The organism is Arthrobacter sp. P1_B9 (assembly GCF_056406495.1).
Genome location: NZ_JBFUAA010000013.1, coordinates 93,623 through 108,676, shown reverse-complemented (window position 1 = coordinate 108,676; position 15,054 = coordinate 93,623). Strand labels below are relative to the sequence as shown.

10 protein-coding genes and 2 pseudogenes are annotated in these 15,054 nt (G+C 61.0%); 3 read left to right on the top strand and 9 right to left on the bottom strand.

What is annotated here, in order from left to right; genetic code table 11:
• Positions 1-122 precede the first annotated feature (122 nt).
• Positions 123-558: pseudogene (locus tag AC1D1A_RS16870) on the top strand (alkaline phosphatase D family protein); the annotation flags it as partial.
• 118 nt (positions 559-676) lie between these two features.
• Here the strand turns inward: AC1D1A_RS16870 and AC1D1A_RS16865 are convergent.
• Together AC1D1A_RS16865 and AC1D1A_RS16860 are read right to left on the bottom strand one after the other, a co-directional pair.
• Positions 677-2,950 (bottom strand): DUF262 domain-containing protein, encoded by a 2,274-nt coding sequence (locus AC1D1A_RS16865; RefSeq protein WP_476948259.1) that lies wholly within the window; start codon positions 2,948-2,950, stop codon positions 677-679.
• A complete protein-coding gene (locus tag AC1D1A_RS16860; protein WP_476948258.1) occupies positions 2,947-4,686 on the bottom strand; it encodes a DUF262 domain-containing protein in 1,740 nt (579 codons plus the stop codon). The genes AC1D1A_RS16865 and AC1D1A_RS16860 overlap by 4 nt, the downstream gene beginning before the upstream one ends.
• 60 nt (positions 4,687-4,746) lie before the next feature.
• On the opposite strand from AC1D1A_RS16860, the pseudogene AC1D1A_RS16855 reads away from it, so the two are divergent.
• A pseudogene (locus tag AC1D1A_RS16855) lies at positions 4,747-4,953 on the top strand (alkaline phosphatase D family protein); the annotation flags it as partial.
• Positions 4,954-4,985: 32 nt separating this feature from the next.
• Positions 4,986-5,540, top strand: a complete 555-nt coding sequence (locus AC1D1A_RS16850; protein ID WP_476948257.1) for an HNH endonuclease — start codon at positions 4,986-4,988, stop codon at positions 5,538-5,540.
• Positions 5,541-5,883: 343 nt separating this feature from the next.
• Here the strand turns inward: AC1D1A_RS16850 and AC1D1A_RS16845 are convergent, their stop codons facing one another.
• From AC1D1A_RS16845 to AC1D1A_RS16815, 7 genes are all read right to left on the bottom strand, one after another.
• A complete protein-coding gene (locus AC1D1A_RS16845) occupies positions 5,884-6,873 on the bottom strand; it encodes an NgoMIV family type II restriction endonuclease (RefSeq protein ID WP_476948256.1) in 990 nt (329 codons plus the stop codon).
• Between the two features lie 1,404 nt (positions 6,874-8,277).
• Positions 8,278-9,012, bottom strand: a complete 735-nt coding sequence (locus AC1D1A_RS16840) for a protein NO VEIN domain-containing protein (protein ID WP_476948255.1) — start codon at positions 9,010-9,012, stop codon at positions 8,278-8,280.
• A gap of 103 nt (positions 9,013-9,115) precedes the next feature.
• A complete protein-coding gene (locus AC1D1A_RS16835; protein WP_476948254.1) occupies positions 9,116-10,945 on the bottom strand; it encodes a DEAD/DEAH box helicase in 1,830 nt (609 codons plus the stop codon).
• Positions 10,945-12,351 carry a hypothetical protein gene (locus AC1D1A_RS16830; protein WP_476948253.1) on the bottom strand — a complete coding sequence of 469 codons (1,407 nt, stop codon included), beginning with the start codon at positions 12,349-12,351 and terminating at the stop codon, positions 10,945-10,947. The genes AC1D1A_RS16835 and AC1D1A_RS16830 overlap by 1 nt, the downstream gene beginning before the upstream one ends.
• 146 nt (positions 12,352-12,497) lie before the next feature.
• Positions 12,498-13,805, bottom strand: coding sequence for a DNA cytosine methyltransferase (locus tag AC1D1A_RS16825; RefSeq protein ID WP_476948252.1), 1,308 nt, complete (start codon positions 13,803-13,805; stop codon positions 12,498-12,500).
• Positions 13,806-13,985: 180 nt separating this feature from the next.
• Positions 13,986-14,684, bottom strand: coding sequence for an ISL3 family transposase (locus AC1D1A_RS16820; protein WP_476948251.1), 699 nt, complete (start codon positions 14,682-14,684; stop codon positions 13,986-13,988).
• Positions 14,681-14,851 (bottom strand): hypothetical protein, encoded by a 171-nt coding sequence (locus AC1D1A_RS16815; RefSeq protein WP_476948250.1) that lies wholly within the window; start codon positions 14,849-14,851, stop codon positions 14,681-14,683. The genes AC1D1A_RS16820 and AC1D1A_RS16815 overlap by 4 nt, the downstream gene beginning before the upstream one ends.
• Positions 14,852-15,054 lie beyond the last annotated feature (203 nt).

Genomic DNA, 15,054 nt, shown 5'->3' with positions numbered 1-15,054 from the left:
GTCAGCCGGGTGAAGCCGTCGGCACCGTGCTGGAGACTAATCAAAGTGGCCCGCTTTCGTGGTTCGGGACTTCCATTGTCCCGCGCTTTTGGGGAACCGGGCCTGCGGCGATTAAGGAGACTCGGAACCCGGCCCCGGAGATCGACGACGTCTCCATGGACGGGTGGGACGGCTACGCCGCGTCGCGCAGCCGGATCACGAAGGGGCTGGGTGGACGCGAACATCCGCAGCGCCGTGGGGCTCACGGGAGACGTGCACCGCAACCGGGCCAACGACGTCAAGGACCCGGGCTCCCCTGTGGTCGGCTCGGAAGTGGTCTGCACCTCCATCACCGCCACCGGGAATGGCTCAGACTCAACTGTGGACCCGGTCATGCCCTGAACCGCATCTGAAGTTCTACAACGACAACCGCGGCTACGTGAGCACCACCATCACCAAGGACGCGCTCACCGCGGACTTCCGCATCCTGGACTACGTCACGATGCCGCGATCCCCGTCAGCACAAAGGCCGCCTTCGCAATCCACAACGGCGTGCCGAGGCTGCAGGCCCGGGGATAGTAACTCGCCAGGGACACACACGCACGACGGCGGGGCGGCCAGCAATTCTGCCGAACGCCCCGCCGCTGTTATTTGCTCGCAACGAGTCGCGACACAAGGTTCGGGGAGGATCTGTTAATCACAGTCCCGCGTCGAGAAACTGCCGCATAATTCCTGTTCCGATCGCGATGCGGTCAACCGTGTCGATTCCGTCCATCTGTTTGATCTCGATGATGCCGTCCTGCGACGCACCGAGCTGGCGCCGGACCGAATCGTACAGCTCCGCGAAATCGTCCCGTGCAGGTCCTGACAGTTCAAACCCTGTGGGGACTGAACGAATCCCGATACCGCTGCGGGTGAGCCGCAGCCACCGCGGAACGGTCTCATGTCCGGTGAACCAAGGGTCTTCGACGTCGTTTGGGTTGCCGAGATTACGCCAAATTGCGAGGAGGTAGGGATCCCGGTACCTGCTATTGAGCGTGCTCGTACCACCGCGGAGCATGCACAGCGAGTAGCCCAGCGCTCCGCCTTCTGAGTAGTAGATTCCCGAGCCGCCTTCACGCATGGCCGAGTATTTCACCAGGTAGTAACGCCAGTTGAAGTCGAGCTCCGATTCACGCTGGGCGAGCCATTCGGATTGCACTGCCACAAGCGTTGGCGTCAGGTCGTCGCCATCATCGATGGCGTCGAGGAGCTTGGCAAGAGCGGAGCGCGTTGCGGAAAGTGCCTCACGGTCTGCGCCGGTAAGCAGTTCTCGCCATGCATTTTCGAAACGCTTGGACCCTGTTCCGAATTGAAACTTTCTATTGTTTGTCGTCCGTTGATACTCGCCGGCCGCTAGAAGCGCACCAGTGGCCTCGAGCCAGGACTCGGGCTCTGACGCCAGGCGAAGGAACGCGTCGGACCGAGCAGCGAACTTCGCCGGATCTAGCCAGAAGGCGCCGATCGACCCACGCAGAAGGTGATGGTCTTCCAAGCGATGAAGCGTCTCATTGAGCTCTGGGTTTGCGGCCAGGAACTCGCTTTTCAGCAGTTCGTCCTCAACCTGCTGCTTGTTGAAGCTGTCAATTTCGCTGAGAGCGCCGTTGCGCAAAAGTCGTTCGACGTCCCGGAGCAACCTAGGCATCCGGTCAACGCGTAGCTCATTCGTGGAGGCTTCTATGAGATTACGCAGGGAGCGGATCCGGATCTGAAGTGCCTCTGTCTCGTACATGAGATGGAGGAGTACCGCGTAAAGCAGGAGGCTCTGCCCGAACGTGAAGATCCTTGTTCTGCCGCTTGTGTCCCCGAAGGTGCGGCAGCACGCGTCGAACAGGTTGATCCGCTGGTCTCGGAAGAACAGCGCAACGCGGTCGGCTTCAACTTCGTCCGGCCGCTCGGTGGTACTCCTGAAGAGCCCGCTAAATACGCCGGCAACGTCGCGGCCGACCCATACGTCGAACGCCTTAAACAGGAAGTCCAATGACTCGGCCCGTTTGGGATTGGCCCCACCAAATACCCGCTCAGTGCGACGGCTGAGACGTTCGCGGCGCTCAGGAACGTCGCCATCAGGATCGCGCCACTCGCACAACTCGGTGATAAAACCGATGTAGCGCATGAATTCGTCGTCGACCAGGTCGTCGTCGCCGCGGAATCCCCAGAGTAAGTCTGACCACGCGCCGTCAACATTTAGCGCAAACTTCTCGGCGCGGTCGGTGGACTCGATAGATTTCTCAAAATGCGCTTTGAAGTTTTCGAACTCAGTCAGAGGCTTCCCGCGTGAGTTCATCTTGATGTAGAGGTCCGCGGCCGAGCCCATGTCAGGCGGTGCGAGCAAGAGGAAGGTCACCGCCGGCTCGATCGGGTCTACGAGCCGCGCCCAGGCCATCTTGGCGTCCGCTGTCCGGAATTGCATGTGAATTGCGTCGAGCATGACAAGCATGGACTGGATTGTTGGATCGTGGCGCCAGACGAAGAGGTACCACGGCTGATCAGTGACCCAGGCTGACGGCTGCTCAACAGTGTCTGGCAGCGGGGCCATCACAAGCCGTTCGCAGAATAGCCGTGCACTCGGCCGAGTGGCGTAGGAGAACTTCATCCATGCCTGAGAAGAACGAAGTTCTCCCGCTCGCGATGCGAGATACCAGTGCAGCAGAAACAACGTGGTGAGCCGCTGCTGACCGTCGAGAGGCTCCAGCACACCGGACTTCACTTCGCCGTAGACGAAGTCAAGGTCGACCGGAGCAGGTTTCTCCCCGGCGACGGCCACGTGCAGAACGTCGATGAAGTTCCGGCGGATCTCGTCGACAGCGACACTTTCGCGGCCCTGCGCGTAGTCCCGCTGAATCAGCGGGATTTCGATCGCATGAATCTCATCCGTGTCGTTGGGCAAGAAGAGGCCGGTGAACGTCGTGGATCGGCTTTGGATACTCATGCTTCGCTCACTTCTTCCGTCAGATACGCGCCGATTTCATCGCGGAATGCGTCGAGATAGGCGCGACGATCCGATGCGCCCCAAAAGTGGACCTGCTGGGCACTCTCGTCCGTGTAGTACTTCAGGAACACATTTCGTGTACACACAGGGATATACGAACCCAAGCGGTCCCTTCGGAGTATTTCCAGCCGCTTTACTTCGAAGACCGCGTTACTCAGCGCGCTATTGTCTCTGCTGCCGAGAAGAGCAAGGTTGTCAATGACGTGCACGTCACCCTCCGCGCCCTCATCACCGGAAGAAAAGATCGTGTTCACCTCGCGCTCCAGCTCCCGGAACGTTTCACGGCTGATCGTCGGGATCGCGTCGTCAATCCGACGGATAATGTCGCGACGACGGCTCTCGTCGAGCGGCAAGCCGACCAGCGCGTCACGATGCAATCGGAGCCAGCTCGACCATTGCTCGCCCGTATTAAGTGCTTCGGCATTCTGTGCGTGGATGTGCTCCAGCGACCACGTGCCTGCCGCGTGAGCACGGAATGAATAGCGCTCCGAAGAATGCTGCATTTTGCGAATTGTTTCGACGTTCATCAAGAGCAGTGCCTGCGACGCCTTCTCCCGTCCCGCCGCGCTCTCGTAGGAGAGCCCGGACAGTGCTGTATCCGTCAGGGCCAATTTCGTCTTGATCATGTCGTCAAGCGTCGTTTCGAAGCTGCTCCTGGTCTTGCCCTCCGCAGCGACAACGAGTTCGCTAAAAGGCGTCCGTGTCGCAACCAAATACCCGACCTTATGGAACAAGTTTCGGTCCTCGAACCAGCCGAGGATCAGGGAGTGGAGATCGATGACTCTGTTCCAGAAAGTCTTGTAGTTGGCATCGATCTCCGCTCGCAGCGTACTAAACGTGTGAAAGGGCGGACGCTCGCGTCCTCTCGGCCCGCCTGCAAGGGTGTCGAGCAGCAGGCTAATGTGAGTCGCCTGACTGTTCGCCTGGCCCGCGACGAACGCCCAAACCTCAGGCGTGCGGAGATCGCGCTCGAATGTGTCCCACTGCGCGGCGATCTCCTGCGACCGGTCGGGCTGTCCCGGCGAGCCCTTGGCGCTTGTCAGCAGGAGCGCCTTGACGAGTTCGGCATCGGTCAGCGGGATGCGGCCGATGTTCAGCCGCGTGAATAAATCAGTCGAGTTCGTAGCTTCCCGTGCCTCGTACCAAATCACCTTCACGCGGCGCGAAAGATCAGTGTAGAAGTCGATCGCCGCCTGAATCTCCCCGGGCCCCAGTGCCGCAAACCACGATCTGATTGTAGAAGCAGCCTTGTGGATGTGGAAGAAGTCGATGTTTCGTGTGCTTCCCACCTCATCTGGGTCCTTCAGATAATCCTGGCTCCCGACTCGGGTCTCGTACTCGAGCTCGAACCGCGCATTCGCCGACGGTAAGGATCGGCGGATGTCCTGCAGAATCAGGAACAATGTCGTAAGTCGCTGCTGGCCGTCTACAAGTTCCCAACGACCGTCGGTCATGCCTTTCACGACGATCGGCTGCAGATAGTACGACGACTGCTCACGACTATTGGCAACATCATCGAGGAGACGGGTGACCTCGTCGACGCCCCACCGGTATCCGCGCTGATAGGCCGGGATGAAGAACTTGCCTTCTATATCGCCTACGAATCGCTCTTCGAGCAAACCTGTTGTCTTCACAATCGTCCCCATGTACGCAACTGTACCCAGTGCCTCAGACATTGAATGCAGATTCCAATGGCGTTTCACTATGGCTCGGTTTGGAGTTCCGGCAGCGCCACGAAATGGCTGCTGGACGCCTTCAAGAACGCAACACTGGAACATCTCGGGCCGACAGGTCTACTTCGCCGAGAAGGACCGGAACCAGGCACCGGAGATCGACGACGACTCCATGGAGGGATGGGACGGCTATGCCGCCTCGCGCCGCCGCATCACCAGAGCTGGGTGGACGCGAACGTGCGCAGCGCCGTAACCTTGGCCTTCGACTTGTGTGGTTGGGCGCCTCCGTTGTCTTGGCGCTCATGCCGAAGGCAAACCCGGCGGGCAGTCACAGCGCAGCCACCGTCGCGGAAATTCTGCGCGGCATGGTCGACGGCGTTCCGGCGGCAGTCGCCCTCCCAGGGCTTTTCGTGGTGGGTCTGACGATTGTTGCGGCCGTCATTCGCGCCAGAGACATAAAACGCAGGGACCCGGTCCGGCGTTTCAGCCGCCAGCAGCGCCGGGAGGCATGGCACGCGCTGGTGGCCAGTGCGAGATGGAGTCCCGACTCCGGCAGCGGTGCCCGCGGCCCGCCGCCCGCTGAGCACGGTGACCATTTCTACCCGTGGTCCAAGGGCGGATCCACCAGCCTGCAGAACTTTGTCGCGGCCTGTGCCGGGTGCAACCGGACTAAGGGAGCGGGGTTCTCTCGCCCGGTCAGCAGGCAAGGATGGAACGACGGCGGCAGGCCTACGTTGCGCCGGCCGGTCCCGTCAGCGTCGGTGCGCGGCAGCCGCACTCCTGAGCGGCCGGAGCCGAAGCCGCGCGAGTTTCCTCGGATTCGACGCTCGCAGGCCTCGATCCCAGCCACCCTATAACCGGGTGTTCCTGGGCGCCGACGCCGTCACGGCCGAAGAAGACATCTGCGAAGCCCACCACGCCCAGACCAGGCTTAAAAGAACTCACGGGCTGTCGGACCGCGACGTTTACCTGTTGGCGGACTCGTCCAAGCTGGGGCTCCGGCCGTTTCACGTCTGGGCCCGCTTGGCGTTGCCCTAGACTCTGGTGACGGAAGACCTACTGGGCGCAACACAGAGACATGCAGCAGCTCATTTTCAGAGTGCCGCTTGGGAAAGAATAGAAGGCCCGCAAGGCGGACAGAGTTCTTGCACCCTAGGAATTCCATTCCCAAAAGGTACCTACTACCTTGGCCAGTCTGTTCTAGACAGCGAGGTCCAGCGGTAGATCAGAGATATCTTTGAGCCGCTTACCTCGAATCATCGTGCTTAACATTTCGAATGCATCACGGTCGGGGTCAGATTCAAGCGTCTCCAAAAGTTCTGGTAAGGCAAAATGATAAACGCAATCGATGTCACCGGTGCCCAGGGCCAATGACGCGAGCCGACGAGGAAGCGGTTCGGCCGTCACAACAGCTATGTGGGGCGTTCGGCCCTTGCGATTCCGGATTAAGTTCAATGCTTCCGAACGTGCGTTTTGGGCACGGTCGGATCTAAGAGTCCATTTGCATGAGATGACTGCATGGAGTAAGGAGCGAGTCTGAACGGCATCACGTATGGCCGCGTAGCGCGAGAAAGATCCTCCGACGAGATACTCGTCACGATTGATGACTTCGTCAGCTACGGGCTTTCTGGTGATCACGACATCGGGGGCGATTGCATATGCATTGCCCAATGCCGCTTGCAGCTCACGCCTTTCTTTGACAATAGACTCAAGGTCATCTAAGTGCTCGTATTGCTCGTAAATCGAACCTTGGATCTTCTGCTTCTTAGTCGTGAATCCGGGTTGGCTCTTATCACCGATTCGCCGAACTGTCCAATCTCCGGGACGTATAGAAGTGAGCCGAGGAAAAGTGGCCGCTAGGAATTCAGCAGTCGCCTGTTCAAAGCGAGCTCCAAGCGTCTGGCCCGAAAGCTTTGGGCCCGTATTGGCTGTACGCAGTCGTTCGGCAATGCCCTGAGCGAACCGTAAGCTTGGTTGTTTCGCCCCATCCGAGTTGCTGGGTATGCCTGCTTCACTGATTGTGAGGACGGTGGATAGGTTAAGATGATAGGCATGGCGAGCCCGGGCCATCAGCGGGAGAGAGCTCCCGCCTACGTCCAAACCGCCTTCCAATATAAAGTCCGGGCCAGAGCTATTCAAGTGCTCCCCAGCTCCAGTAAACAGTTGCAATTCAGTTTGATTTTCGGACAAGGATTTCCTTCTAATTTAGAATTTCTTGGGGCATAGGGCTGTTTGATGGAAAGCTTACGATACATGCACAATTCCCAAAGATCACTTGGCCTCGTGCTAAATTGACTCTCGGCGGTACCTAGGAATTTTCTAACAACAGCAGGGACGATTGTCAGTATGGTAGCAAAGTCGGTTCCGATTACCGTCGATTGGATCGGGAACTCGTTACTGATCCGGCGATAACCGATGCCTTCTTGGTCTAAGAATTGACCTGCTGGGGGAGGTTCGAATACCTAGCAACCGTTTCGTTGGAAAGCCGGACAAGTCCGCACCACCAGGAGTCAACCGTCTTAGCTCGCTTCGCACCGACATTAGCGCCGCCGTGCTTCTGCGCTCCGCTCACAATCGTTGCGAGTAGTTTCGGCTGATTGACCCATCCTGCTGCACTAGCCGAGTGTTCCACCTTTACATGATCCACACTAAACGCCTCCAGCGGGTCAACGTGTCTCCAGCGGGTCAACGTGTACAGTGCGGGCATTCGATGCCTATCGCGTAAATTAACCAATTCAGCCAAAATTTCTTGACAGCCGTCGGACGCGTATATTCCTAGTGCAATAAGTGTGCGTTAGTCGTTACTGTTCGCGGCGAAGCTGATCAGCGAGGTCCGGTCGCCTATCAGTCGGCACCCGAAGGTACGCCGCCCATGCGCGGTCGAGCTCAGTGCCGCCCCGCCGACCACGCTCCATCCACCGAATTAAACGGCGGCGATCCCTGGGGCTAAGATCCCTCGCAGCCAAAAGGGCGTCCCGTTCGTCGATGGGCGATGCCTCTCGACCTGACCTGCATCGCTTGCATTCGGTCACTAACCCTTCGGTCTCAAGGCCATCAGACGTACGGATCGTGCGGCGCGAAACGGCGAGGACAGCGGTCATGACGGGGTCGTCCGGATAAGGCTCAGCCCCCGCAATGCCACACATCGTACACATGTACCCGTCCCGAATGAGCACTGTCTGCCGATCCTTGCTCGAAATAGCCTTCCGCGGCGCGGCCTGCCTGCGTTCGCGTGGGTCCCACACAGCCACTCCAGCCTTCACGAACCGCTGATCTTCGGCAAGCAGAGATGCGTCTTCGGTGTTCGAGTGCACTATCCACCCATAGTCCCTTAGATCCCGGATCCGTCTGTCCACCTGTGAGACGCCAGGGAAAGCCGTTCGCAGTTCATTCTTCGTGAAGGTCCCGCCCTCACCAACCACCTGCAGGAGCCAAAGCGCCCCACGAATCATGGTCCCCGCTGTGGACTTGGGGTCATCCCATGCCGGTTGTTCCACGTTGTTCCTCCTAATCTTGCGTAGCCGGGCGCGGTCATTAGTTCCCCGTGATCATATGATCCTGCGCCGGAACGCGGGGACCAGGCTCGCCGGGCCGTCACTTGTGCGGCTGGAGGGTACGCCACGGCGGAAGTCTGCTCGCTACCTTCGCTCCAAGCTGCGAGACATTGTCCTCGATAATCTCCTCAGGCACCTCAAGCTTGCACGATGCCCAGCTTCCGGAGGTACCTGCGTCGCGTGGGACGTTCACCGCAATCCAGTCCCGGGGCACTGAGCCCACTCCAGCGATCTCAAGGTCGGCGGTCAGCCGCAAGGCCACGAGCACCCAGCGGTGATCTCGTAGCATCACTGTGTACTCGTGCCGCGACAGGTATGCAGTGAATCGTCCGGTCCGGGTTGTACTCTTTACCTCCAAGTGGGCGGACGCGGCGCCCCGCGCGAAGGCGATGTCGTATCCGAACCCATCTGACCAAGTGGATACATGGTCCACGCGGCCGGCAGCGCTCTCCCTAAGAATAGAGACGAGCGCTTCTTCGCCTGCAGCACCCACGCGCTCGCGAACGGCGGTGTCGACTTTACCCCAACTGGTGACGAGCTGCTCGTATACCCCGTTCGCATCTAGTCCGAGCACTTCCCCTACCGAAACGATGTCCGTGGGCAATTCGTCCGGTGACTGAACGAGCTCGTCGGCGTCCTGAACCCAGGGGGGTGCTGCGTTTTCGAAGATCGCGCCAAGTACCAGATTGGCTAGCGGAATGGGGGATCCGATTTTCCCCAGGAGGTCCAGGTCCCGCAACCAACTGAGTGCTGTCGCGTACTGAGTGGGCGACAAGTCGCTGTACTGGCTGTGGGTCGTGAGTAGTGCCTGTGCACGTGGAATGCCACCACTCGACGGGAGAAGCTCCAGCCAGCGCCGCGCGGCCAAAAGGATCGGTTCAGGTGGAAGACGCACGCAAGTGGCCCATCAACGCCTGAAGGTCCGCCTGGTCGAGACCTCCACCGACCGAAGGCTCCTCATCCAGGTCAGCCAGCTGCTGAACCGCTGGGTCATCGAGGATGCCACCCATAAAGGTCAGCTTGTTCGCAAGCCGCGCCGCGACCACCTCATCGATGGTGCCTTCTGAGGCGAGGACTGTGATTCGGGTCGTGATGTCAGGGCTGAGCCCAAGGCGGTGAATCCGGTCGAGGCTCTGTAGGAACCGACCCGCCGCGAAGTCACGGTCAACGTAAACCGCGTCGTGGCACTCGTGATGCAGGCTGATCCCCTCGCCGAGCGTTGCAGGATTGGACAGCAGCACCATACAGTCAGGGTCACTCCTAAACCGGTGGATCTGCTCTTCGCGGTCCGGGGTGCCGCCGTGGACCAGCGCAGGGGCAAACGGCGCCAGAATCCGCTGCAGGGTGTTAAGGCTGCGGATGAACGTCGACCAAACAAGCGTCTTCCGACCCTGGGCAGCGTTTTCACGGACGATCGCTAGCACTTCCTGGTACTTCGGCGACATCTCATAGGTGGGAAGGTCCTGCATCAGCTCGTAGAGCGATGACCGCTCGGGAACGGGAAGCGGCGGCACTTGGAATGCAAGCGGCTCGTACTGAGTGGTGCCGACTGCGAGGAGAGCAGGACTGGTCGCAGCCATGAGCATGTACACCAAAATCCGACCCAGAGCCTGAAAGTCGCCCTCGTGTCCGGCCGCGCGGGCGGAGAACTGGCCAACGAGAGCTTCATAAATTTCGGCGTGCAAAGGAGGTAACGGGACGATCCGAAGGCTGGTCTCCACTGGCGGCAGACTCAGCTCGCGTTTGGTCGTTCGTGTGAAGAGCGGCTTGAGCGCGCGGCTCGCTTGGGCGAGGTTACCGCCGTTCACCGCCCGGAGTACGCTCTGGCGACCAGTTCCGGGCCACACGAATCCGAAGAGGTTTTCGAGGTCCCCGACGCCGTTCGGGGCCGGTGTCCCCGTAAGGATGAGCCGCCGTCTGGCGCGAGGGCCGAGAGCGAGGCAGGCCGCGCCGTACGCGCCGTCCGCCCCGAGCTTCATTCGATGGGCCTCGTCGAGGATGATCATCGAGGGCTGCTCCGTGAGCCAGCGGCCGAGCGAGCCCACCATGCTGGGGAGGCGCTCATAGTTGACGATAACTGCTTGCGTTAAGCTGGATGGGACACTGTCAGCCACCTCCATAGACAGCGACGGCTGCAAGCACGTCCTATTCTCGTAGCACCATGCTTCGTAGCTCGACTTGGGGCCGACGATGAGTAGTCGTTCGATATTTTCCTGGCGACGAAGCGCCTGGAATACGGCCAGTCCGACTCTCGTCTTACCAGCACCTGGGACGGAGAAATTGGCTCCATGCCGCAGCGACAGCAGCTTGGCGATGTCGCGCAGCTGGAACGATGTCAGGTCTCCCGTCCATTCGGGCCCGAGAAGGCTGGGGACGGCTTCGGTGTCCACCGCTTCCGTCGCACCGGTGTCATTCAGCTGCCCAGTCAGCGTCTGGGCATCATTCAGCGAGTCGACGACGAGCGCCTGTAGCTGCCCGTCCCAAGTCACATCGCCGTCCGTTGTGTGCGGCCACCTGCTGAGTACCTCAAGGTTTGTCAGAAGGTCGTCGAGCTCAATCTCGACAATGCCTGGCGACCGCTGCGTGCTCGTGCGGAAGCCGACTGCCAGCCTACGGAGATCACCCTCCAGCCCAGGCCGAGCGATGAGCCTGGCGCGCGTCACCTCCGCCGCAAGGCCGATGGCGAGGCTCGGGCCGTCAGCCACCATCACCTGGACCGGACGGCTTTAAGGAGCCAGGCAACGCCTTCCCCCGGTGCGGGGAAAGTACGTCCGGCCTGGCGGGCGAGACTTTCGAGGCTATCGCGGAGCACGATCAGGGCATCGTCAAAAGCCTCGTCGTCAAGGGCTCGCTTTGCCTTCGCCTCCGCGAACTCGCTCGCGCACTGAGTAACATAGTCCGCCGCATCCGTCAGCCGCTCAGGGACCGCGGTCTGCCTCTTTACGAGCTCTGCATTTTGCCCAGCAAGCTTAACGGCGATGTCGAACGTATCACGTGCCTGCTTCATGACACCGGACGCCCATGAGACATCCACGGGGTTTGCGCTCTTGCCATCAGTCGCCGTTGCCTTAGCACGGAGAAGCTGGTTCGTGAGAGCTTCGGCTGCTGCAGAAACGCTACTCTGGCTAGGTAGGACCGCTCCTGGAATGCCCGGAACTGAGACCTTCTCCGAAACGGACAGGTTCGGTTTCAGGTCCTCCGGGAGGCGGCTCTCGAGATATCGCGTGTGGAAGTCTGCCTCAGCGAGACGCAGGGACGTCTTCGGGTAGTCCAGGAGAACCATCGCCAGACGCGACTGCATCAGTGTGTTGGCAGCATCAGAATCAGTCATTGCTAGTTTTGTAAAATCGCGGTGGAGCTCACGTAGCTTTTCCTGGTGTTGTTCGAAATCGATCAGGCGCAGGGTCGCCCCATCTACCGTCTTGCTTCGGTCGATCGCTTCGAGTATGAGCGCGTAGACCCAACGGTCACGCTGCAGCGTCGCAAGCTTGATATTGAAGTCCTTGGCAACGTCGGCTTCGGAGCGCCCATTCCCCAGTTCCTCGTCGATCGCGATAAGCCGATTGATGTAGGAGTAGTCGCGTCGGCGGTCCTTCCGTAGCTGGAGTGACAACTCCACAGCATTGATATCTTTACGCGAGGTGTCTTCCGGCAGAACGCCGACCCTAATGTTCTGCTCGCCGAGATCGATCAGCGCGGCCGCTCGAGTGTTGCCGTCGACCAGGATCCCGTGAGGAGTAACGATGCCGGGCTCTCGCTGGCCTACGTCGTCCAACTCGTCCATTAGCGCGGTATAGTCGGGGTCCGTCTGGTCCGGGTTCGACGGCCGCTGCCTAAGCAGATCGTGCAGGTAGTCCTGGGCACCTTGACCCCAGGGATCCTTCTCAAGGGCCCTATCGCGCTCTGGGTCGAGCGTGCGCTGAGCGCGGATTCGATGGGTGTCCGGGTTGAAGTAGAGCATATCGACCGGCACGGAGATCACGTACAGGTGGCGGGGCTCCCCTCGCCAGTCAATCGTGACCTTCGCGCCGTTCTCAGTCATCGCCAGCTTCAGGCGCTGGTCGATGACTGCCTTGATTTCCTCCCCCTTTGGAGGAATGCCGAAGTTTGGCATGAAGAACTCCTAAAACTAGATCAAAATCAGTGTGCCAAAGACGTACCGTTGACAGGCTGACGACAGCCTGCGACACGCTGTCGGCGACACCGGCCGCAGCGCTTTACAATCAAGATCACTCACACAGAGCGGCGTAGACGAGTCGGCTAACTAACTTTCGCGCGCAGGCGATCGACCGCAAACACTTCGTGGCGGGCGTGGTCCGCCTGCCCGCGGAACGCGCGCCACTCCCCCAGCCTGTACATTGGCACGCCGCCGCGAACGCGCACCTCAACCTCAAAGTCACGGCTGATGAAGTCGACCCTGCGCTCAATCTCGCTGTCGGCGAGACTTCCTCCGAGCGCCTTCCGCAGCCCCGCGAACGAGACAAAGCCGGCGTGCTCACGAAGCGCCCGGTAGACCTCGTCATGGCTGCCCGCGCCGTGGCGGCCGGTCGGGGTTCCGTCCTTACGTAATGCGGACGCAATAGCGACCCCGACAGCGCGGGCTACCGGTGGGGGAAACGCGTTGCCGATCTGCCTGTAGGTTGTGGTTTTTCGCCCTTTACGTTCGGCGAAATCCCACTCGTACGCCTTGCCCGACCAGCCCTGAATGCGGGCGACCATTTGATTGGTCAGCTTGGGGACGAAGTCTACTGGGACATTGGGGCCCGGCGCTGCGTTGGCGATCCCAAGGCCGTCCACTCCCAGGGCGAGCCACTCGCGCTTCGCCCGGGTGGGGCCGAGGTCGGGCCCGCCGTGCTTTTTGGAGCCGCCAACAACGGTCGGAGCAACCCGGTCGGCCCTCTTCGCCCAGACCCCGGCGCCCGGCCAGCCGTTCGCTGCCATCAGGTCATAGAGTGCAGAGCCCACCGTCTGTACAGCCGGGGTCGGCTCAGGCCAGTTGAAGTAAGGTGCGAATTCTTCACGCAGAGCCACGAGGATGAAGCGAGGCCGCAATTGCGGGACACCGTAATCCTTCGCCTCAAGCAGCCGCCAGTCGGCGCGGTACCCCAGCTCAGCTAACCGGTCGAGGACGGCCTGTCGATACCCGGCGAAACGCGGCATCGATAACCCGCGGACGTTCTCCAGCAGCACGGCGTCAGGCTGCATGCGGCCAGCAGCCTCGACGGCCCAGGCGAACAAATCTCGCTCATCCGACGAGCCCAGTTGCTTGCCGGCAGTCGAGAACGGGGGGCAGGGCACTCCCCCTGCGAGCAGCGAGACTCCCGCATGTTCGGCGGGGTCCCACACTGACTCGTCAGCGACGTCCCCGACCGCAACCTTCGGCTCGGGCTGCCCATCAGCGGCTGCCAGGCGTGAAAGATTACGTTCGAGGGTTTCGGCCGCATCGCGGTCAAGCTCGACCGCGAGTGTGTGCCGGAACCCCGCAAGGTGCAACCCGAGGCTCTGGCCACCTGCCCCAGCGCAGATCTCAACCACTGTCAGCTCACTCGCGCGTTTCATTTCATTCATGATGAGTCCATTCTTTCAGACTCGCAGACTCCGTCTGGGACGCTCGCCGACAGGCATGCGCGACGCCACAGTTTTCGGCATCCCGACTCGCACGAAGAACGGTCCAGACGCTCACGCCGCCAAGGGTCTGCCTGAACCGGCTCTTCAAGGTTCGTGGGGAAATGGATTCCCGGATATGTGTCATGCCGCCGTCCGGGCGGCACTTCTCATCAGGATAATCGATTTGTAGTTCCCGGCGTTCCGGTAGCCGCGGGCGGTGCGTTTGATGTGCTTGATGCCGGTGTTGGCGCCGGTGACAATGAGGACTTCAATCTCGTTCCACCACCGGCAGAGCGTGCGGTAGAGCTTGTTCGTTTCCGGCCGTCTTGCGGCGTCCACGAGCACCTTGAGGTCTTCTTTCGCCGCTGCGGCGTCGGCCAGGGAGTCGGTGCGCAACAGCGTCCTGAGCTGCTCCTTGACCTTCCACAGAGCCTGCAGCTTGCCGGTCGCGTCGTCGGCGTCGAAGACCTCCTCCAGCCGGTGGGCTGCAGTATCAGAGAGCGTGTCGCCGGCACACAGGAGCAGCATGCGGTGGGCCCAGGCCTTGTCCATGCCGCGGCCGCGGCGGCCCTTGACCTGCTGGGACAGGTTCTGGCTGGCCTCGGTCACTGCCTGGTTGCCGAGGGAGACCAGATGGAAGTGATCGACCGCGACGGCGGTGCGGGGCAGCCACATCCTCGATGCTTTTCGGAAAGCAGCCGACGGGTCGATCGCGACGACCTGCACGCCCAGCCGCCAGGCCAGCGGGCGGGCGAAGAGCCAGTCGCCGACGGCCCTGTGGTCCCGGCCGTCGACCACGCCCAGGACCTGGCCGGTGTCCAGATCAACGATGGTTGTCATCCACGGCTCGTGCCGGATCCACGCACGGACCGGAAGCGGTGTTCGTCGATGCCCAGCATCCGGGGCCCGAGCTCATCCACGTCCGGCAGGGTGAGGCGACAGGCTTCGGTCAGCGCGGCGCGGACCATCCACCAGGACACCGCGAACGCGGCGGCGGTCTCGGACACGGCCCGGCCGGAGCTGATGACCGCATCAACGACGTGGTCCGGCCGGTGGACCGGGCACGGCGAGGGACCTGGGCAGTGGATTCGAAGAACGAGAGCCGGGAACACTTGGGTTCCTCGTAGTACCAGCGGTACTCGGACCAGAGCGCTTCGACGGCGCCGGTGACTAGAATGTCCCGGATCCGCTGGAGGCGCCGATCCTTCCG

Coding starts and splice junctions, on each gene's coding strand:
- AC1D1A_RS16865 (WP_476948259.1), bottom strand. CDS start 2,950: ATGAGTATCCAAAGCCGATCCACGACGTTCACCGGCCTCTTCTTGCCC.
- AC1D1A_RS16860 (WP_476948258.1), bottom strand. CDS start 4,686: ATGTCTGAGGCACTGGGTACAGTTGCGTACATGGGGACGATTGTGAAG.
- AC1D1A_RS16850 (WP_476948257.1), top strand. CDS start 4,986: ATGCCGAAGGCAAACCCGGCGGGCAGTCACAGCGCAGCCACCGTCGCG.
- AC1D1A_RS16835 (WP_476948254.1), bottom strand. CDS start 10,945: ATGGTGGCTGACGGCCCGAGCCTCGCCATCGGCCTTGCGGCGGAGGTG.
- AC1D1A_RS16830 (WP_476948253.1), bottom strand. CDS start 12,351: ATGCCAAACTTCGGCATTCCTCCAAAGGGGGAGGAAATCAAGGCAGTC.
- AC1D1A_RS16825 (WP_476948252.1), bottom strand. CDS start 13,805: ATGAATGAAATGAAACGCGCGAGTGAGCTGACAGTGGTTGAGATCTGC.
- AC1D1A_RS16820 (WP_476948251.1), bottom strand. CDS start 14,684: ATGACAACCATCGTTGATCTGGACACCGGCCAGGTCCTGGGCGTGGTC.